This window comes from Klebsiella ornithinolytica NBRC 105727 = ATCC 31898 (assembly GCF_001598295.1).
Lineage (GTDB): Bacteria > Pseudomonadota > Gammaproteobacteria > Enterobacterales > Enterobacteriaceae > Klebsiella > Klebsiella ornithinolytica.
Genome location: NZ_BCYR01000001.1, coordinates 106,812 through 133,143, shown reverse-complemented (window position 1 = coordinate 133,143; position 26,332 = coordinate 106,812). Strand labels below are relative to the sequence as shown.

Sequence of the window (26,332 nt, the reverse complement as noted above, 5' to 3'; positions counted from 1 at the left end):
GATCTCCTTCATTTTTCCACCGAGTGGAGAAATGAATCAGAATTTGTATTCCACGCCGGCCCAGAAATTACGACCTTCTTCGATAAAACCTTCGCTGTAGTAATAGCGCGTATCGAAGAGGTTATTGACCGATGCATTGACGCTAAAGCCGTGGCCTATTGCGTAATCGGCGCGCAGGTGGGTGATGGCAAACCCTGGCGCTTTTTGCGAACCATTGCTGTTGCTGTAGCTAGAGGAGCGCGCTTCTTCAGAAAGGGTGAGCTGCAGCGGCGCAATCGGTTTTAGTGTCAACCAGGCGCTGAGCGTCTGGTTTGGCAGGTCGGTGACTTTGCCCGCCTCTTGCCTTTTGCTATCGGCATGAATCAGGCCATAGCTCAGACCGACATCGAGCATTTCAAACGGTGACCCTTTGATCCCAAGATCCAGACCGGTATAGTCGACCCGGCCGCTGTTCTGGTTCTGGACCGTATCAGCATCGATATTAATCGACAAAATGGCGTCACTGACGCGGTTATAGTACGTGCTTATCTCATAGGCCCAACCGTCGGTGATATGGCCATTCCAGGTCAGGTCGATGCTGCGGGCCCGCTCTGGTTTCAGGTAAGGATTCACAAGGGCAATCTGGTCTTTCGCGGGTTTTGAGGTCGTGTAGCGCTCTTTGAGCGTCGGGAAACGGGTACGGTCGGACCAGGACAGGGCCAGCGTATCTTCGTTGGCGAAATGATAGCGGGCCATCGTTTCCCAGTTGAATGCGTTCTGCCTGTTTTCGTCGTAGCGGGTCACGCTGCCGTTCTTCTCGTGTTTCATTCCTTCGAGACTGTTGCGCCAGTCATAACTCATACCGGCGACGATATCGAGATTATCTGCGGCTTCCCATTGATATTCACTGGCGAGAGACCAGGTCCGATCTTGATAGCGATCGTAAGGGCCGTCGGTGCTGCTTTTTTCTCTGTGGACATCATCTTTCCAGTTCACGCCGAAAGAGAGCTGGTCGCGATGACGTACGTCTGCTGAAAGCTGTAAACCTGCGCCAGTGCTGTAGTCGCTATAGTGGCTATAGTTGCCGTTTTTGCTGTGCAGATCGGCCAGCGAGTTATACATCATCAGGGTGTTTTTGAAGGTATCGCGATACAGGCGACTTTTCAGCGTGAAGCGGTCGCCGAGGTGAGTTGTCCCTTGATAGTAATAGCTTTCTTTATCGTACTCTGGCCACTGCCAGTAGCGTGATTTTTGCGAGCTGTTCCCGGCATAAGGTGGATTCTGCTTTTCGCCATCCTGCTTGATCCAGGTAAAAGCATATTCATCGTTTCCCCGAGGGGTAAAACCGAGTTTGAAGATCCCGCGCTTATCATCGCTCGCCGAGTTGGTCATCTTGCCATCTTCACCCGCGAGAGGATTTGTTGTCCCGTGGGGCAGAGCAAGGAAATCCCGTTTCAGGCGGCTACCGCTGAGCTGGATATAGCCCAGTTCGTTGCTTGCCCCGAGAGAAGCATGCGTATCATAGGCGCTATTCTCGCTACGGCTCCAGCCCTGGCGATAACCGATACTGGCCTCCAGCGGTTTGCTCGGGCGCGGCGTGGTAATATTGATGGCGCCGCCCATCTGGTTTGGCCCCTGCAGCAGCGAGGAGTAACCCTTCGACACTTCCACTGACCCGATGTCCGATGTGAGAAAACGCCCGAGGTCGAGATTACCGTCGTAGGGGACATAGATTGGCACGCCGTCGAAAAATACCGGGACCTGGCGACCGTCAAACCCGCGAACTTTGACCTGGAGTTCATTTCGCCCACCTGATTTTTGTAAAACAACACCGGGCATGACGGACAACGCGTGCGCCACATCCTGCTTATCCAGACTCTGGATGGTGTCTGTCCCGAGGATATTCGTTGTCGCAGCGGGTACGGAACTGGACCATACGGTCATCGATTCTTCCGGCCGATCCCCCCACGCGACCTGACTTAAGCTCAAACTTATCAATGTGCAAAGATAACGTTTCCTGACTCTCATTTTTATTATTCCTGTTTTGGTTATTTTTATTTTGAATTGTCTGGCCTCAGTCGAACCTGAATATCAGCCGGTGGCGCATACCACGGCGCCGAAGTAATAAACAATTCAATTCCACAATCGAGGTACTGACAAAGGCTGGCGAGGGTCATTCCGCCGGTCAGTGCCAGCGTGCAAAGCGGGGCGATATGGCGGGCTTGATCTGAGACCTCGCGGGCCTGCTGAGGCGTAAATTTATCAAGTTGCAAAATGTCGGGTTGTGCTCGCAGCGCAGCCAGCGCTTCTTCCGGCGTATCGGCTTCCACGGCCACTTTTTTTTCGGGTGAGCGTCGACGCAGCAGATCTATGGCGTGGGCCCAGTCGCCGTCGTCGGTAAGGAAGCGACGATGGTTCGCGAACAGCAGCAGCGTTTCGGCGCAGCCAGCACGATGGATTAAGCCGCCTGCGGCGACGATCGCCTGGGTGCCTAGCAGCCGCGTGCCGGGGATGGCCTTGCGGGTACAGGCAATATGCGCGTTGGGAAGTCGGGTATGCAGCAGGGCCAGCATCTGCGCAACGTAGGCCGATACGCCGCAGCTCCACTCCAGCACATTTTGCACGGCTTTCCAGCCCTGTTGCAGCGCACATGCGCGACCGGTCGCGCGCAGCAGCACCTCGCCTGGCCTTGCCTGGGCGCCATCTTCCAACCGTGCGGTGACCGTTAACCCGAGGCTTCGCAGCATCTGCGCCGCCGGCGCAATGCCGCTCACGCAGCCGCCCTGACGATGGCGAAACTCCATTATTCCCGCCTGGTTTCCCGTTCCCAGCGCGCGGGTCGTCAGGTCTCCGCCTTGAATATCTTCCATCAACCATGCATCGGTTAGCGCCTGAGGTATGTAGATCATGCTCTTTCTCCGCAATCCCAGGAGATCAGCGCCCAGTCACGGGTAGCGGGCGCGATGGCCTGCGGGGCCTGCTGTTGGTACCAATGGTGAAGCCGTGCTCGCTCTTCATCACTGAGTACGCCGAGCGTCCACTTAACATTTTCTTCGAAGCGTTCGTAGGTGCTGTTATCGCGCTGACAGTTGCGGCCACGGATAAAATCGACCCGCGCCTGAATCCCCATCTGATAGAGGATGTTCAGCGCGTAAATGTAATTTGGCAGTTCGATAACCGCGCGACCCAGCGCGCGTTGGATGGCCGGCGACATAAATGTCGGGCTGACGAGATGTGTGGTATAGACGCGTAGTCGAGCCTGTTGGTGGAGTTTAGTCATCGCTTCCTGCATATCGCCAACTAGCGTTGAGCGGGAGGCGACGGCAATGTCGCAGCGGGGAATATCGTGCCACGATGATTCCCACGCGCGGCAGTGCCAGTGAGCATGGGTGATGCCCATTTGCGAGGCACGCCTTGCGGCAACGTCGAGCATCTTCGGGCTGTAATCGACGCCGTGCACGGCGTGAAGTTTATCAGCCAGCGCCAGCGATACGGTTCCCGGCCCGCAGCCCATATCGAATAAGGTCTCTGCGCCGGTGAGATCGATTTTTGCCAGCAGCTGTACAAGGTAGCTGTCCGCTGGATCGCTGCAACTGATGGACATTTTCTCCGCCCGGGCGTCCCAGTGGGCAGGGGATTTTTCCGTGCGACCGGCAAATCTGAGCTGTTGTCGGTATAGTTCTGCAAAATCAATATCATCAATAAGCATAATCATTCCTGAAAGTGAGGGTTGCCAAGGTGGTGACGAATCTGGGCGGGGGTAACGCCATAGAGCCCGGCGAGGTTATCTGGCTGAAGCTGGGTTGACGGTGGTCCGTGGCTGACAAGCCCATCCGCTTCAACCCGGATAACCGTGTCGGCAACGGCGAGAGCGTGCAGCGGATGATGGGTTGCCATCAGCAGGGTCATGCCGTTTTGGCGAAGTTCACGTAGCGTGTCGAGCAGGCGAATCTGATGGCCAAAGTCGAGGCTTGAGGCGGGTTCATCCAACAGCAACAGCCGCGGCCGCTGCGCCAGTGCGCGGGCGATAAGCGCCAACTGGCGTTCGCCACCGCTCAGCGTGGCCCAGTTCCTGGTTGCGAGATGGGCAATGCCGAGCGTCTCCAGCTGGGCTAAGGCGATATGGTGTTCGCTCTTGATTGGTTGGGAAAAGGCGCCGATGTAGGGGCTTCGTCCCATCAGGACCATCTCCAGCACGCTAAAAGCGAAGGCTCCGTCGTGGGCCTGTGGCACCCAGGCGACGGCGCGCGCACGGTCACGAGGGGTCATTTGTGCGATGGCGATGCTGTCTATCAGAATCTGACCAGAGAGCAGGGGAAGGAGCCCGAGAATACTGCGCATCAGCGTGGTTTTGCCGCTGCCATTGGCGCCCAGCAGACAGCATACCGAGCCAGACGTCAGAGAAAATGACACTTCGCGAAGAACCGGGCGTCCCGGGTAACCCACGCTGGCATGCTGAATCGTAAGCCGTGTCATGGGCGGTTTCCTCGCAGCAGCAGCGCCAGAAAGAACGGCGCGCCGACAAATGAGGTCAGAATTCCCAGCGGGATCTCGGTTGCACTCAGCCCGCGAGCCAGGGTATCGGTGAAGAGCAGCAAGATTGCGCCGATCCCCATTGCCACCGGCAGCAAACGCTGGTGATTACTGCCGGTCAGCAGGCGTCCGGTATGCGGAACAATCAGTCCAATCCAGCCAATAATACCGGCAATGGCTACCGCGCTGGCGGTGGCCAGAGTCGCGCAGACCACCACAATCAACCGTAAGCGTGCGACATCAATGCCCAGAGAACGAGCTTCGTCATCGGACAGCGTCAGCAGGTTAAGGCGCCAGCGTAGCAGCCATAGAGGCAGGCAACCGATAATCATCAGCGGAGCGGCAAAGGCCAGATCGCGCAGGGTAATATCCGCTAAGCCGCCCAACAGCCAGAACGTAATAGAGGGAAGCTGAGTATAAGGATCGGCCAGGGTTTTAATCAGTGAAATGCCCGCCCCGCATAGCGTGCCGAGCGCAATGCCTACCAATACCAACGTCAGCGCCGGATCGTGGCGCGTGATGGCGCGGGCCAGTATGCCGGCACTCAGAACGACCAGCAGACCACCGCAAAAGGCCAACAGCTGGATATAGAATATCGACAAGCCCAGCCAGATGGCGAGACAGGCGCCCAGACCGGCTCCGGCGGCCACGCCCAGAATATCCGGCGAGACCAGGGGGTTACGAAACATGCCCTGATAGGCCGCTCCCGCAGCGGAGAGCGACGCGCCGATGGCAAGGGCGGCGATAATTCTCGGCAGGCGGATTTGCCAGAAGACGATAGTTGCCTGGGGAGGAAGCGACGCGCTATGGGGAGTGAATAAGAGCTCGAACAAACGCCCGACGGTGAGATTCCACGGGCCAGTCAACAAGGCGCCGGAGATAGTCAGTAGCGCAGCCAGCAGCAGTATGAGACTTAGCGTAGATAGTTTCATGCTGAATGCATCAATGTAGCATAGCGGGCAGGCGTTAACGCTGCATGCCAGAAGAGCGAGCTATAGCGAGTTAAATCATCCTGCAGCGAAGTCTGGATCCGTGGGTCGAGCCAGGCATGAAGCCGGCGCATCCCGGCAAGACGGTTAATGCCCGGTGGCGCATCCAGCCAGCCAAACGGCAAACCATCAAGCAGTAGCACCTGCCGTTTCGCGACGGCGCTGACCCCCTTCCATGCAGGATCCTGCAGGATGTAGTTTCGCGTCGTCACATTTTGAGTCAGGATGATATCCGGTTGCCAGGCCAGCAGATTTTCCAGAGAGACCTGGGTGAGCCCGCTGCGTCCGGCGACGCGGGCAACGTTTTCCAGCCCCAGCAGCTCTGCCGCCTCGGTATGCAGCGATCCCGCTAACCCTGTCTCCAGTCCCTTCGCCCCGCGGGCGGCATAAAAGCGCGTCCGTGCTCTGGAACCGCTTGAAAAGGCCTGAGCGTCGGCGATGAATCTCTGCGCCAGCGCCGCCTGCCGCCGCGTACGGGCTTCGGTCCCAACGATATCGCCAATCGTAAGCAGCTGCTGGGCTGATGAGGCCAGGTTTCCGCCGATCAGTACCCACGGAATCTTGCTGCGTTCGCTGACCCGTTGTGCCTGAGAGACCCAGCTGTCGTCTACATTGCCGCAGTCCACCACCAGATCGGGTTCAAGCGCGAGCAGCGTCTCCAGCGATAGCGTGCTGGCGTGTCCGGCAAGTCTCCCCAGTCTGGGAAGTCGGGCGATGTCCGCCGGGACGGGGGCATCCGGGAACTGAGAAAAATCAAAAGAGGAAAATCCCAGCAGCTTTTCCGGCGCTGCCGCAAGCAGCAACATGTCGGCAGGTGCCCCGGCGCTGATAATCCGACGAATATGAGCGGGAGCGGGGCGTTCACCTACGTGCAAAGCCAGCGGCGTAGCCGCCGTCCCCTCCAGGGTGGGGAGACACAGGAGCAGGCTTAGCGCCTGGATAAAGGTGCGGCGGGATAGAGGCATAAGTTTCTTTCCTGAAACAATAAGATGAAAAAATCGCTATATATTTACATATATAACGATGCTGGAATTGCTTGAGATCAAGGAGAGCTGGATTTGTGTACGAACTACCCCGTAAGGGTAGGAATGAGAACAAGGGCCGGAGTGGGGGAACGCAGGAGAGTCTGGACAAAAAACGCGGCGGTGAGCCCGCCGCGTACGAAGTTTACGGCGCCGATTTTTTAGCGGGTTCGGCGACAGCATCGTTGGCGGCCGGCTGGGTGCTGACGGCGGCAACGGGTTTTTCCACATTCTCGACCGGGCGCGAGGCCGGCAGTGAATCGCACGGTTTCTCTTGCGGACAGATCAGATCCAGCATTTTCAGCGTGACGCCGTTGGTCCAGCCAAAACCGTCCTGCAGCGGATATTCACCGCCGCCACCGCCGGTGCCCGTCGAGCTGACATCATACTTTTCGACCAGCTTTTGTTGACTGTCGTAGGTATGCTGGACATTGCTGAGGAAACGCCAGCTCACCTCCATCGCTATTTTCTGCTGACCGTAGTTTTGTAGCCCCTGGGCGGCAACCCACTGCAGCGGCGCCCAGCCGTTCGGTGCATCCCACTGCTGACCGCTGTTCACGTTAGTCGTGGTTAAGCCACCGGGTTTCAGTAGCTGCGATTCTGCCGCCGCAGCAACCTTCGCCGCGCGCTCGCGGGAAGCGGCGTTGACGTACAGTGGGAACAGGGCCGCGGCGGTGAGCTGATTACGTACTTTATGAGTCTTGAGGTCATAATCGGCGTACCAGCCCGCTTTATCATTCCACAGATATTTCTCCAGCGCCTTCTGGCGGTCGTTGGCCAGGGCATCGTACTGCGCCGCTTTGGCGCTGTCGCCCGCGGCCTTGCTGGCGCGCGCGAGGGTTTTCTCCATGTGGAACATCAGCGCGTTGAGATCGACCGGCACGATGCTGGTGGTGCGGATGGTGCCCAGTTTTTTCGGGTCATCCATCCAGCGTGAGCTGAAATCCCAGCCCGAGGCGGCGGCAGAACGCAGGTCGCGATAGATCTCGGTCGCCGGACGATTCGGGTTGTTCTTCGCGGTGGTGACATCATCGAGCCACGATTCCGGACGCGGCGTATCGTTATCATCCCAGTAGCGGTTCAGCAGCGCGCCATCCTCCATACGCACCACCCGCTGGTTGGCTTTTCCCGGCTCCAGCGCATCGGCGCCTTGCATCCAGTACTGGTACTCTTTTTCCATCTGCGGCAGCCAGGTTTTCAGCACCCGATCGCCATCATGGGTCGCGAGGAGCTCCACCATAAATGAGAAAAACGGCGGCTGTGAGCGGCTTAAATAGTAGCTACGATTACCGTTGGGGATGTGGCCCCAGGCATCGATCTCCGCCGCGAAGTTGGTCACCATACCCTCAACGTTATCCCAGTGCCCGCTCTCGGCCAGGCCCAGCATGGTGAAGTAGCTATCCCAGTAATACACTTCCCGGAAGCGGCCGCCGGGCACCACGTAGGGTTTAGGCAGCGGCAGTAAAGAGTCCCACTTTTCGACTTCAACGGTGCTGCGGGTGAGCACTGGCCACAGGCCGTCGATATGCTGACGCAGCGTCTGACCCTTCGGCGGAACGTAGCGGTCATTGTCTTTCGGCAGGGTGAAGTTCAGCTCGACGAAATGGCGCAGGTCGAAGCTGGTCTGGTTTTTTTGCATGCGATAGTCGGCCAGGATCATCAGCGGATCGCTATTGGGGATGGCATCGGCAAAGGTTTTCTGGTCGGGGAAGAGTCTGGCATTTTGTACATCATTAAACAGCGGGCCGAGCATCACATCCGGGGATGGCGGCACGGGTTTGGTTTCCACGGCCTGGGCGGCCAGCGTCGATAAAGCGAAAATCGCGCCTCCGAGCGCCAGAGATAAAGCGTAAGGCAACGTTGCGGGACGACGTGAAACCGATCTCGTCATGGGGAATTCTCCTTATCATTTCAGACGGTCTTGCCACTGCATTTGACCATCAGAAAACCTTAGACGAATATCCGCCATCCGGGGTGTTGCAGGTAACATTTTGCGTGAAAACAGACAATTTACCTGCCCGTCCGGCCAGAGAAACGAGAATAAAAGACCGGGGGAGAGCGGCGGTGTGCTGTTATCGGTCGATTAAAGTCTGAGGAGAACTGCGGGTGAATCGACGTCATTTTCTACTGTTAAGCGCCGTGTCGCTGTGGGCTGCGGCACGCGCCGGGGCCAGCGATCGCCGGGATGAGGCGCTCTGCTTATGGCCTGGCGAACCGCCGGGCGGCGGCGGGCCATCCGGGGCGCCGCGGCTCTCTGCGCGCGGCGCGCTCACTCATATTGCCCGGCCGCAGCTGACGGTGTGGCGACCGGCGCTATCCCGCGGTCATGGTGTACTGATTGCCGCCGGAGGCGGCTACCGGCGCATCGAAATGACGAAAGAAGCCTGGCCTGCCGCGCGCTGGCTGACCGCCCGCGGTTATACCGCCTATATCCTGAGCTACCGCTTGCCCGGCGAAGGGTGGGGCGCCGGCGCGCTGGCGCCGTTGCAGGACGCCCAGCGGGCGCTGCGGCTGATTCGCGCGCGGGAAGAACAGGTCAGCCTGCTGGGGTTTTCCGCCGGCGGGCATTTGCTGGGTATGGCGGCCTGCCGGGCCGATTTTGCCGCTTATTCGCCGCAGGATGCCCTCGATGATCGCCCGGCTCGTGCCGATAAAGCCGCGCTGATTTATCCGATTATTTCGCTGATGTCGCCCTATAGCCATACCGCGACGCACCGGATGCTGGCAGGAGCCCATGCCTCAGAGGCGGTTGACCGCGCCTGGTCGGTCCAGACCTACGTCAATGCACAGACGCCGCCCTGCTTTCTGGCCCAGGCGGAGGACGATTCGGTGTCCGATCCGCATAACACCCTGATCATGGCCGCCGCCTGTCGGCAGCATCAGATACCGGTCAGCCTCTATCGCTATGCCCGCGGCGGACATGGTTTTGCCATGGGCCGCCCCGGTACGCCGACCGTCGAATGGCCGGAGCATTACGCGCGCTGGCTGAACGGGGGCTAACCCTGATGGCGCAGGCGCACGATATTTGCCTCATGGTGGTGCACAACCGGCGTGGCATCGGCTATCGGGGTGATGGTTTTTTGCACAATAAAGCGGCGCGCTGCGGGGAATTGCACTCGTCTCATGCCGTCTGCTACCTGGCATAATAAATGCTTATCTCTTTGCGGGGTTACCCCAACGTGAGTATAACCGGAGGAGACGGCCATGATAAAAATAACGCTTCCTGACGGGCATTATTATGATGAGATGCTTACCGCGCAGGGACAGCAGCGTCACCACTATAACGCCTGGTGGCAATGGTTTCACAACACCGATCAATTCTCTATCCGGCAAAAGAAAGAGCAGGCGGAGCTGCTTTTTCACCGCATCGGCATCACTTTTAATGTGTATGGGGAAGATGAAGGTACCGAGCGTTTGATTCCGTTTGATAGCGTCCCGCGCATCATTCCCGGCGGAGAGTGGAAAAAGATCGATCGCGGTATTCGTCAGCGGGTCAAAGCGCTGAACGCCTTTTTGTACGATATCTACCACGAGCAAAATATCCTGCGCGCGGGCCTTATTCCGGCGGAGCAGGTACTGGCCAATGAACAATATCAGCCCTGCATGCAGGGGATAAATCTGCCCAATAATACCTATGCCCACATTACCGGCGTCGATATGGTGCGCAACAGCGACGGCCAGTATTACGTGCTGGAGGATAACCTGCGGACCCCTTCAGGGGTCTCGTATATGCTGGAAAACCGCAAAATGATGATGCGTCTCTACCCGGAGATGTTTGAAAATCACCATATTGCGCCGGTCGAGCGCTATCCGGGCTACCTGCTGCAAACCCTGCGTGAAAGTTCCCCGGTGGACGATCCCTGTGTGGTCGTGATGACGCCCGGGCGTTTTAACAGCGCCTATTTCGAACACAGTTTCCTCGCCCAGCAGATGGGGGTTGAGCTGGTAGAAAGCGCCGATCTGTTTATTAAATCGGGCGCGGTCTATATGCGCACCACCGAAGGACCGCGGCGGGTGGACGTAATTTACCGGCGTGTTGATGATGCCTATCTCGACCCGCTGGCGTTTCGCGCCGACTCGATGCTCGGCGTGCCCGGCCTGCTGTCGGTATATCGCGCGGGCGGCGTGGTGCTGGCTAATGCGATTGGCACCGGTGTGGCGGACGATAAGTCGATCTACCCCTTTGTGCCGGAGATGATCCGGTTCTATCTTGGCGAACAGCCGATTCTGAACAACATTCCCACCTGGCAGTGTCGTAAGCCGGAGGATCTGCAGTACGTGCTGGGTAATCTCGAGAGGATGGTGGTCAAGGAAGTTCATGGCGCCGGGGGATACGGCATGCTGGTGGGGCCGCGTTCAACCAAAGAAGAGCGGGAGATGTTTCGCCAGCGTCTGTTGGCCAATCCGGCTAACTATATCGGACAGGAGACCCTGGCGCTGTCAACCTGTCCGACCTTCGTGGAAGGGGGGCTGTCGCCGAGGCATATCGATTTGCGTCCTTTTGTCCTCTCCGGCCAGGAGATTCGTCTGGTGCCAGGCGGTCTGACGCGGGTGGCGCTTACCGAAGGCTCGCTGGTGGTGAACTCATCGCAGGGCGGGGGCACCAAAGATACCTGGGTGATGGAGGATGGTGAATCATGCTGAGTCGGACTGCGAGTGAACTATTCTGGATGGCGCGCTACCTGGAGCGCGCGGAAAGCTATGCCCGGGTGCTCGATGTGACGTGGAAGCTGTCGATGATCCCGCGTCACAGCCAGCAGTCGCGGGACCTGGCCCTGCCGCTGAATTTGTCCTTAACCCATGAACTGTTTCAGGCGCGACATGCGCGCTTCACCATGAGCAATTTGCTCAACTTCTTCGCCCTCGACGGCAACAACCCCTGCAGCATTTACAGCTGCGTGGAGATGGCCTGGAACAACGCGCACGCGGTTCGCGGCAGCCTGTCCGCCGAGGTGTGGGAGTGCATCAACGCGACGCGCATTGAACTGCGCCAGCTCCGCCAGCGAGGGATTAGCGAACTGGGCACCGATGGTTTTTTCGAGTGGGTAAAGGAGCGGGTGCACCTGTTTCGCGGCGCGGTGCTGGGTACGCTGCTGCGCAATGACGCGCTGAGTTTTATCGGTATCGGCACCTTGATTGAACGGGCCTACGCCACCACGCAACTGCTGCTGATCAAGGATCAGCAGCTGAGCAGCGATCCGGATCCGGTGCGTGAATACTACCGGCTGGATACTCTGCTTAACGCGGTCAGCGCCCGGGAAGCCTACAACAGTATCTTTCGCCAGCCGGTCACCCGGGAGACGGTGATGGAGCTACTGATTTTGCGCAACGACGTGCCGCGATCCCTGCGGGCCTGTATCTCCGATCTGATTGGTCAGCTGGAGCATATCGCCAACGACCGCTCGCACCTGCCGCTGCGCCTGGCGCATCAGCTGAATGTCGATCTGCGCTTCAGTACCCGCGACGATCTGGCGGGCGCCGATTTACAAAGTTACCTCAACGGACTGCTGGCGCGTATTAATGCTCTGTCCGACAGCATCAGACAAACTTATCTGGAGGCGCTATGAAACTGGTCATCGATCACCTGACCCGCTACGGCTACGATGAAGAAGTGAAGTTTTCGACCCAGTATCTGCGCCTGACGCCGCGCAGCACCGGGCGGCAAACCATTACCGCCTGGACGCTAACCTTGCCGGAAGGTGCGGCGGTGACGACCACCGACGCGTGGGGAAATGTCCTGCATGTGTTAACGCTCGACAATCCTCACAAAGAGATTGCCATCCGCGCCAGCGGGATCGTGGATATTGCCGAGGACAGCGAACAGAGCGATGTGGCGGAAGAGGAGCTGCTCTCTCCGCTGGTCTATTTACGCTGTACGCCGTTGACCCGTGCCGACGATCGGATCCGCGAGTTTGCCCGGCGCCTGTATCGCCACGACGAGCCGGAGGAGAGCCTGAATCAACTGATGGCGGACCTGCTGCTGAGAATGCCATACTCACCGGGAGCCACGCAGGTACAGGACTCTGCCGCGGATGCCTTTGCCAGGGCAAAAGGCGTCTGCCAGGATCACACGCACGTCTTCCTCGCCTGTTGTCGCGCGCTGGAGATTCCGGCGCGCTACGTCAGCGGCTACGTTTACAGCGATAATGCCCAGCATGTCGCGATGCACGCATGGGCAGAGGTGTGGCTCAACGGACGCTGGCAATCTTTTGATATCACCAATAATACCCGTCACCTCAACCAGCATCTGCGGCTGGCGACCGGGCTGGACTATCTTGACGCCTGCCCGGTGCGCGGTACCCGGCTGGGCGGCGGCGGGGAAATAATGCTAACCAACGCTGAAGTGCGCGAGCATTCGCAACAGGCACAGCAGCAATAAAAGCAGGAACAATTAACGATGACCTACTGTGTGGCCATGTGTTTAGCGGATGGACTGGTTTTCGCCTCAGATTCCCGTACCAACGCGGGAGTGGATCATATTGCGACCTTTAAAAAGCTCCATGTCTTCGCCGAGGACGGTGAACGCGTCATGGTGCTACAGTCCGCCGGCAATCTGGCCACCACCCAGAGCGTCATAAGCCTGCTGAGTACGCGGATTGCGACTCAGCAGGAGCCTAATTTGATGCAGGTGAGTTCGCTGTATGATGCGGCGATGCTGATCGGCAAAACGCTGCAGGAGGTGATTCAGCGCGACAGCAGCAATCAGCAGCACTGTGGCAACACCAATTTCAACTGTAATCTGCTGCTGGGCGGGCAGATTGCCGGGGAAACGCATCGCCTTTTCCATATCTACCCGGAAGGCAATTTTATTGAAGCCTCGTACGACACCCCTTATTTCCAGATTGGCGAGAGCAAATACGGCAAGCCGATTATCGACCGGGTGCTCAGCCGGGAGACACCGCTGGAGCAGGCGATGTGCTGTGCGCTGATCTCGATTGACTCCACCTTGCGCAGCAATCTCTCCGTGGGCCTGCCGCTGGACACGCTGCTGTACCGCAGCGGCAGTTTGAGCAGCGCCGGCCAGCATCGCATCACCGAAAGCGACCCGTACTTCAACACCATTCGCAAGGCGTGGTCGGAAGGACTGCAAAACACGTTCCTGACCTTGCCGCCCTATGCGCCGGGCGGCGATCGTTAACGCGTGGTCTGCGGTAAGAAATAGCGTCCCGGCGTCATGCCGGTCATGGTGCGGAAAAAGTAGATAAAGGCGCTGTCGCTGGCGAAATCCAGCGCCTGCGCGGTATCGGTAATACGCGCCCCGGTGGCCAGCAGCTCCACCGCTTTCATCAGGCGCCACTGCTGGCGCCACTGCTGATAAGTCATCCCGGTATCGCGACGGAAAATCCGGCTGATGGTCTTTTCGCTGGCTCCGCAGCGGACCGCCAGCTGCTGCAGCGGCGGCGGCAGGGCGTCGCCGGCGAGCAGCGCCAGACGCTTATCCTGAGGCAGGGCGAGCATCATCGGCTCCTGCGCCGCGCTGCACATTTCCGCCTCGCAAAGCGCGGCGAGGTGCCAGCCGATGCCGTTCTGCCAGTCACTATCCCACGGGCTGGCGGCGATTCGCTCCAGCAGTTCGCGCAGCAGCGGGCCGACGTTAAGGATCGCCGGATGACGTGGGAGAGCAGGATAGTGGGTCGGATGAAACCAGATCGAGCGATAGTCGACAATGCTTTTCATCTCCGCACGATGGTCTATACCGGCCGGTATCCAGGCCGCCCGGGTGGGCGGCAGCAGGCACAGCAGCGCGCCGTTGTTGAGGGTCAGGCGTACGCAGCCCTGACGGGTAAACAGCAGCTGTCCCATCCGGTGCAGGTGGCTGCCGGAATCATGCTGGCCCAGCGCCGAGCAGACGCCAATCACCCTGTTATGCAGATCGTCCGGATTAAATAGCGCATTCGCCTCGAGCCACGCCATGATGTCTGATTTCCGATATAAAAAGTCATTATGTTTATAATGTGCGATTTATGGTCCGCCTACAATAGCGCCTCTTAATGGTTCAGGAGGTGATGATGTTCGGGCGTTCGGCCATGGTGCTGGTCACCGCATTATTGATGTTCCCGCAGATCGTGGAGACGATTTACAGTCCGGCGCTGACCGATATCAGCCGCTATTTTTCCATCAGCGCGGCAGAGGCGGCGCAGACTCTGTCGGTTTACTTTATCGGCTTCGCCGTCGGCGTTCTGTACTGGGGCCGATTCAGCGACCGCTATGGCCGGCGTCCGGCGCTACTGGCGGGTCTCGCGACCTATGCCCTGGGCTGCGTGCTGGCGCTGGCGGCGCGTGATTTCACATTACTGCTGGTCGCCCGGATACTGTCGGCGTTCGGTGCGGCAACGGGGTCTGTGGTGAGCCAGACTATCCTTCGCGACCGCTTTAACGGCCGCCAGCTTGCCGCTCTCTTCTCGATGATGGGCCTCGTGCTGGCGGTCAGCCCGGCGGCAGGCGTCTACCTCGGCGGCGCCATCGTTGCCGGCTGGGGAATGCACGGTGTGTTGACGGCCCTCGCGCTGCTGGCCGCGGTTTTGCTGCTGCTGTGCTGCTGGCTGCTGCCGGAAACTCGTCCGCCGCAGCATGTTCACACCGCGTTTTTACCGCTGTTACGCCGGATGGCGACGGATAAGTCGCTGGCGCTGGCGGTCCTGCTGGTGGCGGCCTTCAACGTCAGTCTGTTCAGCTATTACAGCCTGGCGCCGTTCATTTTCGCGCAGCTGCGTCAGGGGAGCGTGGCTTTTGGCTACAGCGGCATCGCCTTGGCCGTCGGGTCGTTGGCCGGGGCGCTGTTCAATCGTTGGCTGCTCCGCAAAGCCGTTGCGGAAGCGGAAATATTGCTGCTCGCCTGCCTGATACAGCTGATCAGCAGCGTAGCGGTGTTCTGCCTGGCGGATACGCTGCTGTTCCTGCTGCCGATGATGGGGATCACCTGCGCCTACGCCATGGCGATCCCGCTGCTACTCGGCACGGCGCTGGGCGCTTATGGCCACTGTCGGGGAACCGCCGGGGCTATCTTCGGCCTGGCCTATTATGTGCTGATTGGCCTCGGGCTGGCGGCGGTGGGATGGGGGCAATCGCTGGGTGGAACGCTGATCGTGAGCGCCAGCGTAAGCTGCATCGCCGGGCTACGCTATGGCTGCTGTTTGCGCGACATGCGGGCGGGGGCGACCTGACCCGCCCGCGAGGTTCAGCGTGCGGATATCAGCCGTTCGCCGCTGGCGGCGTCGAAAAGATGGATTTTCTCGCGCCGTACCGCCAGCGATAAGGGCTGACGGATAGTCGCTTCGAGACGCCCGGCGACCTGGACATGGATTGGGAAGCCCTGCCAGTCGAGATGCAGCAGCGTGGACTCGCCGGTGATTTCGACAATATTGACGACCCCCGGCAGCCCTTCGTCAGCCGGCTGAATATCCTGCGGACGCAGACCGACAATCACCGGCGCCTGACCCTGCCGTGCCGCCGCCGGATACCAGCGTTCAGGTAGAGCCAGCCACAGTTCGCCGCACTGCACGCCGGGCTGGCCATCGCGCTGCTGAATCTGCCCCTCCAGCAGATTCATCGGCGGGGAGCCGATAAAGCGCGCCACGAAGGTGTTGCAGGGGCGATCGTAAATCTCCAGCGGCGCCCCCTGCTGCACGATCACGCCATCGCGCATCACCACGATCTGGTCGGCAAGCGTCATGGCTTCAACCTGATCGTGGGTGACGTAAATCATGGTGGTGTTGAAGCGCTGGTGCAGGGATTTGATCTCGGCCCGCAGCTCCATGCGCAGCTGGGCATCGAGGTTGGAGAGCGGCTCATCGAACAGAAAAACCTGCGGGTTGCGCACCATCGCCCGGCCCATGGCCACGCGCTGACGCTGGCCGCCGGAGAGCGCTCGCGGATAGCGGCCGAGCAGCTTATCGATACCCAGCATGCTGGCGATGTGCTGAACCTTGTTTTTCTGTGTCGCCTTGTCGACTTTTTTGACCTGCATATGAAAGGCGAGGTTTTCCGCCACCGTCAGATGGGGGTAGAGCGCGTAGCTCTGAAAAACCATGGCGACATCGCGGTCCGCGGGATCGAGATCGTTGATTGGGCGGCTGTTCATCAATATCGTTCCCGCCGACAGGCTTTCCAGCCCGGCCAGCAGGCGCAGCAGCGTTGACTTTCCGCAGCCGGATGGCCCGACCAGCACCGTAAAGCTGCCGTCCGGAATGGTCAGATCCAGCGGATGCAGCACCGTCTGTTTACCGTACTGCTTGGCGACGTTTACCAGTTCAACGCTGGCCATAGTCGACCTCCTCGATATGGTGTTGCAAGGTTCGCCAGTCGGGATAGCGACGCGGGGATGAACCGATCGCGTATGCGGCCACGGCGTTGCCCCAACGTAACGCCTGTGAGGCCGGCTGGCCGTTTAACAAACCGGCAAGAAACCCGGCATTAAAACTGTCTCCGGCGCCGATAGTGTCGATGACCTCGACCGGTTTCGCCGGCGCGTGATGCCCCTGGTCTGCCGTCCACCACCAGGCGCCATCGGCGCCGCATTTGACAATGCAGCCGCCCCGGCCGCTGAGACGCGCCGCCAGCGTGCGGGCCGCCGCCGGGAGTACGTCCATATCTGCAAGGCCGAGCGTTTCAACCTCATTGAGCAGCAGCCAGTCGCAATCGCCCAGCCAGCGGTGGGTCGCCTCACGCAGCGCGCTGTCCCAGCTGTGCGGCGGCCAGCCGGTATCGACCGCCACCTGAAAACCGCGGTCGCGCAGGGTCGTCAGCAGACGCGGATAGTCCGGCAACAGCGCGGTGCATAAGAAGGTGCCGCAGAGCAGCACAATATCGCCGGGCGTCGCCCGGGTCGGGAGCTGGGTCAGAATGTCGTCGGCGGACAGGCGGGTGATATGTCCATAGTTGCTGAGAAACGAACGCTCTTTGTCGGGATGCGTCACCGCCACCGTCAGCGAGGTCTCGCAGGGGTACTGCGGCCAGCGTTCGGCGCTGCCGGGGAACTGCGCCGCCAGCCAGGCGGTAAAGGCGTCGTCTCCCTGGCAGCCGACGGTGCAGTGGGGGATCTGCATGGCCGCCGCCGCCAGTGCGCAGTTGCCCGCGGAGCCGCCGGGGCGCAGCGCGCTGTGTTCCAGCATCACCTCGGTACCGGGGAACGGCCAGTGCGCGAGGGTCCCCATAATTAAGTCAATATTGTAATTACCTGCGATATAGAGCACAGGCGCGGTGAGCGTTTGCATAGTTATCCTTTACTTCCACCGTGAGTGAGACCGCTGACCAACGTTTTTTGTAACCAGATGGCGATAAACAGCGGCGGGACCGAGGCGAGGATACCGACCGCCGCCACCAGTCCATCGTCGGTGGCGCGCCCGGCGGTGAATCCGGCAATGGTGACCGGCAGCGTCTGGGCGGTAATGTTGCTGGTAAACAGCAGCGCATAGAAAAACTCGTCCCAGGCCAGCAGCCAGCCGAACAGCGCCGACGCCCCCAGCATCGGTTTTGCCAGGGGAAGGGTGATGCGCAGCAGTACCTGCCAGACCCGCAGACCGTCGAGTCTGGCGGCCTGCTCAATATCCTGCGGCAGCGCGTCGAACTGATTTTTCACCATCCAGGTGAGAAACGGCATAATCAGCGAACAGTAGACCAGCACCAGCCCGCTGCGGGTATTCAGCAGCCCGAAATGTTCGAGAATAAAATAGAGCGGCAGCACGAAGGCCACCGGCGGCACCATATAGATGCCGAGTCCGGCGTACAGCCAGCCGTCGCGTCCGGGGTAGCGCGAGAAGCTGAAGGCAGCGGGCACCGCCAGCAGCAGCGACACCAGCGTCGCCCCCGCGGCAACCAGCAGGCTGTTGCGCAGAGCGGGGAGAAACAGCGCGCCGGGCTCGCCGGGCTGCAGTGACAGCAGACGGGCGTAGCGGCTGAAGTCCCACTGGCGCGGCAGCCACTCCAGCGGTACCCGGGTCAGATCGGCCGTGGCGCTGACGCTCATCAAAAAGAGCCACGTCATCGGGGCAAGTATCGACAGCGCGACCAGCAGGGCCGCCAGGTAGCGCAGCAGAATACGCAGTTTACGCTTCATAATCAGTGCTCCGGCGACGCTGACGAAGCAGCATAAACAGATACAGGACGATCAGCAGGGCGCACATCAGGGTCATCAGGATGGCGTACGCCGCGCCGCTGCCCGCCCGCAGATAGCTAAAGGACTCCTGGTAGACGAAGAAACTCAGCGTGCGGGTACTGTCCAGCGGCCCGCCGCGGGTCATCACGTAGATGATATCGAAGACTTTAAACGCGTCGATGGTGCGCAGGACCAGGGCCACGCCGAGCGGGGCGACGATCGCCGGGAAAGTAATGGCGCGAAAACGCCGCCATGACGAGGCGCCGTCAAGGCGGGCTGCTTCGTATAAATCCTCCGGAATGGATTGCAGCGCGGCCAGCACCAGCAGGGTGACCAGCGGATAGTTTTTCCAGATATCCGCCAGCATCACCGCGTTGAGCGCCGAGTCCGGCGACCCCAGCCAGCTGCGGTAACCGTCGATAATGCCCCATTGACTGAGCAAGGCGTTAATACTGCCGTAGTCCGGGTTGAAGTTGAGCCGCCACATCATCGCGTTAACGATAGTCGGCAGCGCCCAGGGCAAAATGACCAACACCCGCAGGATATTGCGTCCGACAAATTTCTGATTGAGCAACAGCGCCACCAGCACGCCGATAACCCCTTCAATAGCGACGGAGACCACGGTGAAATAGAGCGTGCGGGCGAAGGCGGCGCGAAAATCCGGATCGGTTAACGCATACAGATAGTTATCCAGCCAGAGGTAATTGGTCGCATCGCCATTGCCCACCAGCGCGGTGTCGGTAAAGCTCAGCCATAGCGTGCGCGCCAGCGGCCAGGCCGTCAGCAGAAACATCACGATGAGCATGGGTGCCAGAAGCACCCATGCCTGACGCCGCTCGCGTTGTTGCAAACTCAGCATCAAATGTCCTTAACGCAGGCGCGCCGCGCTTTTGTCGACGGCTTGCATCGCGGCATCCGGGGCGGCCTTGTCCTGCAGGACGGCCTGAAGCTGCTGCTGTAACGCGTTGGAGAGGCGCGAGTAGTCCGCGGTTTCCGGACGCGACAGCATCACGTTCAGCGATTTATCCGCTGCGGCGATCAGGCTCTCCTGACCTTTCGCCACGGCCGGGTCCTGGTAGGAGGATTTCCATACCGGCAGGCTCAGCTTCGCATACTTATCCTGCACCGGTTGGGAGGTCAGATAATGGATATACTGCCACGCCTGTTCCGGATGCTGGCTGGCTTTGGCAATGCCCAGCCCCATTGACCCGTTCACCGCGCCGGGTTTGTCCGGCGTATCACCGGGCGCCGGCATAATGCCGACATCGCCCGCGACCTTACTTTGTTTCGGGTCGTTGGCCATGTTGTACATATAGGTCCAGTTCAGGGCGAATGCCGCGTCGCCGTTGGAGAAGGCCTTGCGCACATCCTCTTCGAGATATTCGCGGGAGGCCGGATTGCTCAACCCGTCATCCAGCGATTTCTTCATCAGCGTGACCGCTTTCAACGACGCCGGAGTGGAGAAATCCAGTTTACCGTTCTGATAAAACTGCCCGCCAAACCCGGAGACGAGGGTGGTGTAGTCGCACACCAGCGCTTCTGCCTGCGACCAGCTCCACACCAGCGGGTATTTAACGATACCTTTATCCTTGATGATTTTGGCGTCATCCATTACCTGTTGCCAGGTGGTCGGCAGCTGCTTGATCCCGGCTTTGTCCAGCATCGCTTTGTTGTAGTAAAGATACTTGGTGTCGAGGATCCACGGCATGCCCAGCGTTTTGCCTTTGTAAACCACGGTATTCATGGCGCCGGGGAAGACCTTCTCCCGTTCGGCGGCGGGAATACGTGCCGAGACATCCTGCAGGAGATCGAAGTGGCTAAATTCGGCAGGCCAGATGGCATCGAAGAGCACCACGTCGTAGCCGTTGCCGCCGGCCCCGCGTGCGGCCACGATTTTGTCATGCAACGCTTCGTAGGGGACGAACTCAAGGTTGATTTTGATATCCGGGTTTTGTTTTTCGAAGTCGGCGGTCATGGCACGAATGTCATTTTCGCTGTACGCCGCCTGGGTCATAAACAGGGCGTTAACCTGGGTGGCTGCCGCCGCCGCACTCCCGCTGATGACCAGCATAGCCAGCAGACCGGCTTTAACCCGAAATGCACTGTAGTCGTTCATGTTGCTCTCCGCGGTACTGAAAAGAGGGATATGATTTATTAAATCAATTTGATTGACTTAATCGGGGCGACAATACGGCCCAAACGTCATTCGTGGCCCTTAGCATAAGCGTAGCAAAGCTTATGCCACCCGAAAGGCGGGCGGAGAATGTCGTTGCGCGAATTGTGACGCTGGCTAAAATTGCAGCATGATGCGACCAGGAAGGGACGGAATGAAAACCTCGGGAACGAACCTTGAACATGCGCGAGTACACAACCGGCGGGTGGTGATTGAGGCCGTGCGTCTGCACGGTACCCTGACCCGGGCGGAGCTGGCGCGAATGACCGCGCTGACGCCGCAAACGGTCTCCAATATTGTCGCCGAGCTACAGCAGATGGCGCTGCTCACCAGCCATGAACCGCGCCGCGCCGCAGGGCGTGGCCAGCCGGCGGTGCCGGTGAGTCTCAACCCCGCCAGCGCGTGGTCCATCGGGATCCATCTCGACCATCAAACCTTGATCATCGTGCTGGTGGATCTCACCGGCGAGATCCATTTCCGCCGGCTCATTCTGGTGCAAAAGCCCCAACCTGGTGCCACCTTTGCCCGCATTGCCGAGGTGGTGCAGGAGATCAAAGCGCTACCCGGGCTCGACTGGAGCCGGGTGCTGGGCATTGGCGTGGTGATGCCGGGGCCGTTTGGCGTGGAGGGCATTTCATCGACCGGGCCGACCACCCTCAACGGCTGGGAAGGGGTGGATGTGGCGTCGGAGCTGGGGCGGATAAGCGGTCTGCCGGTCACCCTCGAAAATGACGCGACGGTGGCGGCTATCGGCGAGCGCTTCCACGGGGTGGCGCGCCAGCTGAATTCGTTTGTTTATCTGTATATCGGCACCGGGCTTGGCGCCGGGATCTTCACCGACGGTCATATTTATACCGGCCACGCCCATAACGCCGGAGAGGTCGGGCATATCGTGGTGCAACCGGGAGGACGCGCCTGCTACTGCGGCAACCAGGGTTGCCTTGAGCGCTACGTTTCCCTGCAGGCGGCCTATGAGTTTTGCGGCCTCGACCCCTACCGGGCGCTGCCCGAGGATCTGCTGGCGGTGGAGGCGTCGCTGTTCGATCGGTGGGTGGAGACGGCGTTACCCTCGCTGCGCCAGGCCATTAATTTGCTGGAGTGCGTTTTCGATGCGGAAACGGTGGTGGTCGGCGGCATGATGCCCGCGCCGCTACTGGAGAAAGTGCTGGCCCGTCTGCCGCCGCTGTATCAGTCGGTGCGCGGGCGCTATCTCCCGGCCATGCGGGTGAAAATGGGGATGACGGGCACCGACACCGCCGCCCTCGGCGCTGCCGCACTGCCGATCTTCGATGAGTTTAATCCGCAGTTTCAGGCCTTGATGAAGTAGGCCCGCCGCGGGTCAGTACAGCAACGGTCGGGCCGCGCGTCGCGGATGAGCCCGCGAAAGGACCGCCGGCGGGGACTCATCGCGAGCGGACCACGCGGTTAAAGGCGTTGATTCACGCTTTCGCCAGCGGCAAGTTGTGGATCTGCAGTACCGCTCTGGCGGCTTCCTGACCTTTTTTGATGAAATGCTGACTGTAAAAATCGATGAACTCGTCGGCAGGCTGGAAGTTGTGCGGCGTCAGAGATACCGAGAACATCGGGACTTCGGTAGCCAGCTGGGCCTGCATCAGACCGCTGACCACGGCCTGGGCGACAAAGTCATGGCGATAGATACCGCCATCGACCACCAGCGCGGCGCACACGATGGCATCATAGCGTCCGCTTTTTGCCAGCTTCTGGGCCAGAAGCGGCATTTCAAATGCGCCAGGGACATCCCAGCTGTCGAGCGAATAATCAACCTGCTGACGTTCCAGCTCCTGCTGAAAACCGGTCTGCGCCTGGCTGACGATGTCACTGTGCCAGTTGGCTTTGATAAAGGCGACGTTTAACGATGGCATGGCATACTCCTGTAAAATGACCGCATCAGGCGAGTCAAAGAATGTTGATCTTCAGGTCTTATACTCCGCGAGCCGTTTCAGGCGACCACCGGGCGATGCTGTCAATTGCTCGGTTCACGCGCGTTCACACGGAGCTCAGGTCCGATCTCATTATCCCAACGCGCTAGCGCATTCAGCCGCGGTTCGGACGTGATCCGGGCGTTAACATTATACTGTTATGTCAAGAGACGATAGCCGTTTTTATCCGCCGCGCGCCGCGCAATACCGGGTTCCGGGTCGGCGGGCGGCGCGGCCGTCGCCTGGGGGCAGGGCGGGCTGTCCCGCCGGACAGAAAATTGCGCGCATCACCATTTTCTGGCAAAGCTAAGTGATTTAAATTCTTTGTTATTTTCCGCATTTTCTCACATCTTCTGGAGGCAAAAAGTAACGCGGAGAGAGTACCGGTAGTGATGACACAGCACTCGTCGAAGTACCTGCATCAGCAGCAGCGCGATCTGATTCGCCAGCTTTCCCGCCGCTGGCTGTGGCGCAGTGAATTACCCACCTGGATATTAATTATTGTGGTCTACAGCGGCTGGTTTATGACCCTCGCCTACTGGCAGACGCTGGGGCTTTTCCCGGCGACCGTGCTGCTCATCTGGTTTACCGCCTGGTATATGTCGTTGCAGCATGAGCTGATCCACGGCCATCCGACGCCCTGGCGGTGGTGTAATCAGCTGCTGGGTACGCTACCGCTGGCGGTGTGGTATCCCTACGGGCTTTATCGCGACTCGCATCTGGCGCACCACAATAACGACCGGCTGACGCTGCCGGTGGATGACCCCGAATCCTACTATTTTAGTGCCGAAAGCTGGCGCCGTTTCTCGCCCTGGCAGCGTAAAGTGATACATCTGCGCAATACGTTTTTCGGCCGACTGTTGCTGGCCCCGCTGCTGGATATTGTGCAGACGCTGGTCAGCGCGGCGAACGCCTTTCGCTATCGGCAGGGGAAAGCGATGCTAATGTGGCTGGTGCACGGCGGATTGCTGGCCGCGCTCCTGACGTGGATGGCGCGCTGTGATTTTTCACCGCTCTATTTCGTGGTGGTCATCAGCTATCCGGCGCTGGCGCTGACCAAAATTCGCTCCTTCCTCGAACATCGGGCCGCTGACGATCCGCTGGCGCGCTCGGTCATCAATGAGGCCGGGCTGTTGTGGCGGGTGCTGTTTCTGAATCTGAACTACCACTCCGTGCATCATGACCTGCCCGGCGTACCGTGGTACGGGCTGAGAAAAATCTATCTGCTGGAGCGAGATCGCTACCAGCAGCGTAACCACGGGTTCGTGGTGCGCGGCTATGGCGAGTGGCTGCGCGCCTTTTTCTTCCGCGCGGTGGCGGTTAACGCCCATCCGGGTATCGGAAAAGCCTCCCGGGCAGGAGAGCAGACAGGTGAGCGCGATGAGTCATAACGTGAATTTGCCGATGTATGCGGTGCGTCCGCCTGAGAACCAGGCGTTAGAAGCTGCGGTGCGGGAACTGCTGCTCGCCCGAGGCATTGCCGTGAGTTCGCCAACGCCGCCGCCGGCGGACCTACTTTCGCACTGGCGTCAGCCGGACCTGCTGCTGAGCCAGACCTGCGGCTACCCGCTGGTGACTCTGTTGCCGGAGGTTCAGACGGTGGGCTGTTTTCACTATTCGGCGCCCGGCTGTGAAGGCATTGATTATCGCAGCCTGCTGGTGGCCCGTGCGGCGGATAACGCGCGGTCGCTCGCCGATTTCCGTGGGCGGCGGGCTATCTGCAATTCGCCCGATTCGCAGTCAGGTTACAACGTGTTACTGAAAATGGTGGCTCCGCTCGCCCGCGAGGGGCGTTTTTTTGCCGGGGTTAATTTCAGCGGCAGCCACCGGCAGTCGCTTCTCGGCTTACAGCAGGGGACGGGCGATATGGCCGCCATCGACTGCGTTAGCTGGGCGCTGCTGGCGCGTCACGAGCCTGCCGTACTGGAGGGCTTGTGCGTTATCGGCCAAACGCCGTCGGCGCCAGGGCTACCGCTGATTACCGGGCCACAAACGTCAGCGCAAACCCTCGCCGGTTTGCGATCGGCGCTGCGGCAGCTGGTCAGCGATGCGCGATATCGGGAGCGCTGCGAGGCGCAGTTTATCTGCGGTTTCAGCCCGCTGACCCGGGAACCCTATTCCCGATTGCTGGCGTGGCGCGAAGAGGCGCGACAACAGGGCGTGACGCAACTCTGAAAGACCGGAGAAGGGCTGACCTCCTCCGGGTAAGGCGTCGCGTGCGTTGCCGCCTGCTATCGGGTAAAGCGGTTATCTACCTGCGGTAAGCCCAGTTTTTCCCGCAGGGTACCCGGCAGATAGCGCTTTTTCATGGCGCCGCTGCGTTGAAGGATCGGCACCACCTGCTCGACAAAACGATCGAAATCGCCCGGCAAGAGCGGGAACATCAAGTTAAACCCATCGGCCGCGCCGGCGCGCCAGATCGCGGTAAGCTCGTTGGCGACCTCTTCTGCGCTGCCAATCAGCAGCCAGCTATCGGAGCTTTGCAGCAGTAAACGGCCCAGTTCCAGTATGGTCAGCGCCGGGTCGTAGTCGCGGATCAGCCGCAGCGCGGTGCGAATGCCGTCAAACGTCTCTTCATCCGGCAGCGGCGGCAGCGGCTGGTCGACAGCACAGGTCGAGAGGTCCATACGCAGGTAGGAAGAGAGCAGGTCGATAGCCATCCGATCGCTCATCAACCGGTTGTTTAGCTGCTGGCGCTGCTCTTTTTCATCACTGGAGTTCACCACCACCGGCAGCACGCCGGCGATGATTTTAAAGTGTGCCGGGTCGCGTCCGTTCGCCAGCAGCCGCTGGTTCATCTCCTGGCGATAGCGCAGCCCCTCTTCAATGGATTTAATAAACACGAAGTGCATATCTGACCAGGTGGCCGCCAGCGCTTTCCCTGCCTCCGACGATCCGGCCTGTACCAGCAGCGGATGGCCCTGCGGCGGACGCGGCACGTTCAGCGGTCCGCGAACGTTAAAGAATTCGCCGTGATGGTCGAGGTGATGGACTTTCTGTTTGTCGGCAAACAGGCCGCTCGCCTTGTCGTACAGGACGGCATCCTCTTCCCAGGAGTCCCAAAGCCGGGTGACTACGTCAATAAATTCACCGGCGCGCTGATAGCGGTTGCCGTGTTGGGGCAGCTGTCGGAGGCCGAAGTTTGCCGCCTCTTCCTCCAGCCACGAGGTGACGATATTCCAGCTTGCCCGGCCGTTGCTCAGAAAATCGAGTGAGGCAAAGTAGCGTGCAAGGTTGTAGGGCTCGTTATACGACGTCGATGCCGTCCCCATCAGGCCAATATGCTCGGTGACGGCCGCCAGCGCGGCGAGCAGGGTAATGGGTTCCAGCCGGGCGTTGGCGTAGTGGGTCAGACCGCTGGGCACCGTATCCCAGATAGCGATATGATCGGCAATAAAAATAGCATCGAGCGTGGCCGCCTCGGCTTTCCTGGCCAGTTCGGCATAATAACTGAGGGTAAAAATTTCTTTTCCCGGCGCCTGCGGGTGGCGCCAGGAGAAGCGATAATCTCCCTGGGGATTGAAGAAGAACAGATTCAGAATCATCGGGTTTTTAGACATCGTCGCACTCATTCAACTGATGGCCACTCCCTGGCCGGATGA

At 59.8% G+C, this 26,332-nt stretch carries 25 protein-coding genes; 9 read left to right on the top strand and 16 right to left on the bottom strand.

Translation table 11 applies throughout. From position 1 onward, the window contains the following. Positions 1-36: 36 nt before the first annotated feature. The 7 genes from ROR01S_RS00610 to ROR01S_RS00580 all read right to left on the bottom strand — a co-directional run bounded on the left by ROR01S_RS00610 (position 37) and on the right by ROR01S_RS00580 (position 8,414). Entirely contained in the window at positions 37-2,007 is a 1,971-nt protein-coding gene (locus tag ROR01S_RS00610; protein ID WP_064358989.1) for a TonB-dependent receptor plug domain-containing protein, read from the bottom strand. A gap of 26 nt (positions 2,008-2,033) precedes the next feature. Continuing rightward, positions 2,034-2,888, bottom strand: a complete 855-nt coding sequence (gene modD / locus ROR01S_RS00605) for a ModD protein (protein ID WP_015584040.1) — start codon at positions 2,886-2,888, stop codon at positions 2,034-2,036. Then, positions 2,885-3,688, bottom strand: coding sequence for a class I SAM-dependent methyltransferase (locus ROR01S_RS00600; protein WP_015584041.1), 804 nt, complete (start codon positions 3,686-3,688; stop codon positions 2,885-2,887). Before ROR01S_RS00600 ends, modD begins: the two co-directional genes overlap by 4 nt. A 2-nt stretch (positions 3,689-3,690) precedes the next feature. Then, the gene (locus ROR01S_RS00595; RefSeq protein WP_054828769.1) at positions 3,691-4,455 is read right to left on the bottom strand and encodes an ABC transporter ATP-binding protein; all 765 of its coding nucleotides are present in this window, start codon (positions 4,453-4,455) and stop codon (positions 3,691-3,693) included. Continuing rightward, positions 4,452-5,444 (bottom strand): FecCD family ABC transporter permease, encoded by a 993-nt coding sequence (locus ROR01S_RS00590; protein ID WP_015584042.1) that lies wholly within the window; start codon positions 5,442-5,444, stop codon positions 4,452-4,454. Before ROR01S_RS00590 ends, ROR01S_RS00595 begins: the two co-directional genes overlap by 4 nt. After that, on the bottom strand, positions 5,441-6,466 hold the full coding sequence (locus ROR01S_RS00585) for an ABC transporter substrate-binding protein (RefSeq protein ID WP_015584043.1): 1,026 nt from the start codon (positions 6,464-6,466) through the stop codon (positions 5,441-5,443). The genes ROR01S_RS00590 and ROR01S_RS00585 overlap by 4 nt, the downstream gene beginning before the upstream one ends. Before the next feature lie 202 nt (positions 6,467-6,668). Next, positions 6,669-8,414, bottom strand: a complete 1,746-nt coding sequence (locus ROR01S_RS00580) for an alpha,alpha-trehalase (RefSeq protein WP_064358988.1) — start codon at positions 8,412-8,414, stop codon at positions 6,669-6,671. A 215-nt stretch (positions 8,415-8,629) separates the two neighbouring features. Here ROR01S_RS00580 and ROR01S_RS00575 point away from each other — a divergent pair, with 215 nt between their 5' ends. Next, a complete protein-coding gene (locus ROR01S_RS00575) occupies positions 8,630-9,523 on the top strand; it encodes an alpha/beta hydrolase (protein WP_064358987.1) in 894 nt (297 codons plus the stop codon). Here the strand turns inward: ROR01S_RS00575 and ROR01S_RS27425 are convergent. Continuing rightward, positions 9,520-9,648: a hypothetical protein gene (locus ROR01S_RS27425; protein WP_255265535.1), complete on the bottom strand. Its 129-nt coding sequence runs from the start codon at positions 9,646-9,648 to the stop codon at positions 9,520-9,522. The genes ROR01S_RS00575 and ROR01S_RS27425 overlap by 4 nt on opposite strands. A 79-nt stretch (positions 9,649-9,727) precedes the next feature. On the opposite strand from ROR01S_RS27425, the gene ROR01S_RS00570 reads away from it, so the two are divergent. From ROR01S_RS00570 to ROR01S_RS00555, 4 genes are read left to right on the top strand one after another with little or no spacing between them, the layout of a single operon-like run. Continuing rightward, on the top strand, positions 9,728-11,167 hold the full coding sequence (locus ROR01S_RS00570; protein ID WP_004863765.1) for a circularly permuted type 2 ATP-grasp protein: 1,440 nt from the start codon (positions 9,728-9,730) through the stop codon (positions 11,165-11,167). Further along, positions 11,161-12,090 carry an alpha-E domain-containing protein gene (locus ROR01S_RS00565; protein WP_004863763.1) on the top strand — a complete coding sequence of 310 codons (930 nt, stop codon included), beginning with the start codon at positions 11,161-11,163 and terminating at the stop codon, positions 12,088-12,090. Before ROR01S_RS00570 ends, ROR01S_RS00565 begins: the two co-directional genes overlap by 7 nt. Beyond that, complete coding sequence (locus tag ROR01S_RS00560; protein WP_004863760.1) at positions 12,087-12,902, top strand: transglutaminase family protein; 816 nt, start codon at positions 12,087-12,089, stop codon at positions 12,900-12,902. The genes ROR01S_RS00565 and ROR01S_RS00560 overlap by 4 nt, the downstream gene beginning before the upstream one ends. A gap of 18 nt (positions 12,903-12,920) precedes the next feature. After that, positions 12,921-13,661: a proteasome-type protease gene (locus ROR01S_RS00555; protein WP_004863757.1), complete on the top strand. Its 741-nt coding sequence runs from the start codon at positions 12,921-12,923 to the stop codon at positions 13,659-13,661. Here ROR01S_RS00555 and ROR01S_RS00550 read toward each other — a convergent pair. Then, positions 13,658-14,437: an AraC family transcriptional regulator gene (locus tag ROR01S_RS00550; RefSeq protein WP_015584045.1), complete on the bottom strand. Its 780-nt coding sequence runs from the start codon at positions 14,435-14,437 to the stop codon at positions 13,658-13,660. The two genes, ROR01S_RS00555 and ROR01S_RS00550, sit on opposite strands and share 4 nt — an antisense overlap. A 95-nt stretch (positions 14,438-14,532) precedes the next feature. On the opposite strand from ROR01S_RS00550, the gene ROR01S_RS00545 reads away from it, so the two are divergent. Beyond that, positions 14,533-15,687, top strand: a complete 1,155-nt coding sequence (locus ROR01S_RS00545) for a Bcr/CflA family efflux MFS transporter (protein WP_064358986.1) — start codon at positions 14,533-14,535, stop codon at positions 15,685-15,687. A gap of 14 nt (positions 15,688-15,701) precedes the next feature. On the opposite strand, the gene ROR01S_RS00540 is transcribed toward ROR01S_RS00545, so the two are convergent. From ROR01S_RS00540 to ROR01S_RS00520, 5 genes are read right to left on the bottom strand one after another with little or no spacing between them, the layout of a single operon-like run. Further along, a complete protein-coding gene (locus ROR01S_RS00540) occupies positions 15,702-16,787 on the bottom strand; it encodes an ABC transporter ATP-binding protein (RefSeq protein WP_064358985.1) in 1,086 nt (361 codons plus the stop codon). Next, entirely contained in the window at positions 16,774-17,736 is a 963-nt protein-coding gene (locus tag ROR01S_RS00535) for a carbohydrate kinase family protein (RefSeq protein WP_064358984.1), read from the bottom strand. The genes ROR01S_RS00540 and ROR01S_RS00535 overlap by 14 nt, the downstream gene beginning before the upstream one ends. 2 nt (positions 17,737-17,738) lie before the next feature. Then, a complete protein-coding gene (locus ROR01S_RS00530) occupies positions 17,739-18,578 on the bottom strand; it encodes a carbohydrate ABC transporter permease (RefSeq protein ID WP_004863742.1) in 840 nt (279 codons plus the stop codon). Continuing rightward, the gene (locus tag ROR01S_RS00525) at positions 18,568-19,476 is read right to left on the bottom strand and encodes a carbohydrate ABC transporter permease (RefSeq protein WP_004863739.1); all 909 of its coding nucleotides are present in this window, start codon (positions 19,474-19,476) and stop codon (positions 18,568-18,570) included. Before ROR01S_RS00525 ends, ROR01S_RS00530 begins: the two co-directional genes overlap by 11 nt. 9 nt (positions 19,477-19,485) lie before the next feature. After that, on the bottom strand, positions 19,486-20,733 hold the full coding sequence (locus ROR01S_RS00520) for an extracellular solute-binding protein (protein ID WP_004863736.1): 1,248 nt from the start codon (positions 20,731-20,733) through the stop codon (positions 19,486-19,488). Positions 20,734-20,944: 211 nt separating this feature from the next. Here ROR01S_RS00520 and ROR01S_RS00515 point away from each other — a divergent pair, with 211 nt between their 5' ends. Next, positions 20,945-22,117: an ROK family transcriptional regulator gene (locus ROR01S_RS00515; protein ID WP_004863733.1), complete on the top strand. Its 1,173-nt coding sequence runs from the start codon at positions 20,945-20,947 to the stop codon at positions 22,115-22,117. Positions 22,118-22,229: 112 nt separating this feature from the next. Here the strand turns inward: ROR01S_RS00515 and ROR01S_RS00510 are convergent, their stop codons facing one another. After that, the gene (locus ROR01S_RS00510; protein ID WP_015584050.1) at positions 22,230-22,673 is read right to left on the bottom strand and encodes a 6,7-dimethyl-8-ribityllumazine synthase; all 444 of its coding nucleotides are present in this window, start codon (positions 22,671-22,673) and stop codon (positions 22,230-22,232) included. Positions 22,674-23,122: 449 nt separating this feature from the next. On the opposite strand from ROR01S_RS00510, the gene ROR01S_RS00505 reads away from it, so the two are divergent. Both ROR01S_RS00505 and ROR01S_RS00500 read left to right on the top strand, forming a co-directional pair. Continuing rightward, a complete protein-coding gene (locus tag ROR01S_RS00505; RefSeq protein WP_004863727.1) occupies positions 23,123-24,121 on the top strand; it encodes a fatty acid desaturase in 999 nt (332 codons plus the stop codon). Next, positions 24,111-24,905: a phosphate/phosphite/phosphonate ABC transporter substrate-binding protein gene (locus ROR01S_RS00500; RefSeq protein ID WP_015584052.1), complete on the top strand. Its 795-nt coding sequence runs from the start codon at positions 24,111-24,113 to the stop codon at positions 24,903-24,905. Before ROR01S_RS00505 ends, ROR01S_RS00500 begins: the two co-directional genes overlap by 11 nt. 56 nt (positions 24,906-24,961) lie before the next feature. Here ROR01S_RS00500 and ROR01S_RS00495 read toward each other — a convergent pair whose 3' ends face one another. Beyond that, positions 24,962-26,290, bottom strand: coding sequence for an LLM class flavin-dependent oxidoreductase (locus ROR01S_RS00495; protein WP_004863724.1), 1,329 nt, complete (start codon positions 26,288-26,290; stop codon positions 24,962-24,964). Between the last annotated feature and the right edge of the window lie 42 nt (positions 26,291-26,332).

Coding starts and splice junctions, on each gene's coding strand:
- ROR01S_RS00610 (WP_064358989.1), bottom strand. CDS start 2,007: ATGAGAGTCAGGAAACGTTATCTTTGCACATTGATAAGTTTGAGCTTA.
- modD (WP_015584040.1), bottom strand. CDS start 2,888: ATGATCTACATACCTCAGGCGCTAACCGATGCATGGTTGATGGAAGAT.
- ROR01S_RS00600 (WP_015584041.1), bottom strand. CDS start 3,688: ATGCTTATTGATGATATTGATTTTGCAGAACTATACCGACAACAGCTC.
- ROR01S_RS00595 (WP_054828769.1), bottom strand. CDS start 4,455: ATGACACGGCTTACGATTCAGCATGCCAGCGTGGGTTACCCGGGACGC.
- ROR01S_RS00590 (WP_015584042.1), bottom strand. CDS start 5,444: ATGAAACTATCTACGCTAAGTCTCATACTGCTGCTGGCTGCGCTACTG.
- ROR01S_RS00585 (WP_015584043.1), bottom strand. CDS start 6,466: ATGCCTCTATCCCGCCGCACCTTTATCCAGGCGCTAAGCCTGCTCCTG.
- ROR01S_RS00580 (WP_064358988.1), bottom strand. CDS start 8,414: ATGACGAGATCGGTTTCACGTCGTCCCGCAACGTTGCCTTACGCTTTA.
- ROR01S_RS27425 (WP_255265535.1), bottom strand. CDS start 9,648: ATGAGACGAGTGCAATTCCCCGCAGCGCGCCGCTTTATTGTGCAAAAA.
- ROR01S_RS00570 (WP_004863765.1), top strand. CDS start 9,728: ATGATAAAAATAACGCTTCCTGACGGGCATTATTATGATGAGATGCTT.
- ROR01S_RS00565 (WP_004863763.1), top strand. CDS start 11,161: ATGCTGAGTCGGACTGCGAGTGAACTATTCTGGATGGCGCGCTACCTG.
- ROR01S_RS00560 (WP_004863760.1), top strand. CDS start 12,087: ATGAAACTGGTCATCGATCACCTGACCCGCTACGGCTACGATGAAGAA.
- ROR01S_RS00555 (WP_004863757.1), top strand. CDS start 12,921: ATGACCTACTGTGTGGCCATGTGTTTAGCGGATGGACTGGTTTTCGCC.
- ROR01S_RS00550 (WP_015584045.1), bottom strand. CDS start 14,437: ATGGCGTGGCTCGAGGCGAATGCGCTATTTAATCCGGACGATCTGCAT.
- ROR01S_RS00545 (WP_064358986.1), top strand. CDS start 14,533: ATGTTCGGGCGTTCGGCCATGGTGCTGGTCACCGCATTATTGATGTTC.
- ROR01S_RS00540 (WP_064358985.1), bottom strand. CDS start 16,787: ATGGCCAGCGTTGAACTGGTAAACGTCGCCAAGCAGTACGGTAAACAG.
- ROR01S_RS00535 (WP_064358984.1), bottom strand. CDS start 17,736: ATGCAAACGCTCACCGCGCCTGTGCTCTATATCGCAGGTAATTACAAT.
- ROR01S_RS00530 (WP_004863742.1), bottom strand. CDS start 18,578: ATGAAGCGTAAACTGCGTATTCTGCTGCGCTACCTGGCGGCCCTGCTG.
- ROR01S_RS00525 (WP_004863739.1), bottom strand. CDS start 19,476: ATGCTGAGTTTGCAACAACGCGAGCGGCGTCAGGCATGGGTGCTTCTG.
- ROR01S_RS00520 (WP_004863736.1), bottom strand. CDS start 20,733: ATGAACGACTACAGTGCATTTCGGGTTAAAGCCGGTCTGCTGGCTATG.
- ROR01S_RS00515 (WP_004863733.1), top strand. CDS start 20,945: ATGAAAACCTCGGGAACGAACCTTGAACATGCGCGAGTACACAACCGG.
- ROR01S_RS00510 (WP_015584050.1), bottom strand. CDS start 22,673: ATGCCATCGTTAAACGTCGCCTTTATCAAAGCCAACTGGCACAGTGAC.
- ROR01S_RS00505 (WP_004863727.1), top strand. CDS start 23,123: ATGACACAGCACTCGTCGAAGTACCTGCATCAGCAGCAGCGCGATCTG.
- ROR01S_RS00500 (WP_015584052.1), top strand. CDS start 24,111: ATGAGTCATAACGTGAATTTGCCGATGTATGCGGTGCGTCCGCCTGAG.
- ROR01S_RS00495 (WP_004863724.1), bottom strand. CDS start 26,290: ATGTCTAAAAACCCGATGATTCTGAATCTGTTCTTCTTCAATCCCCAG.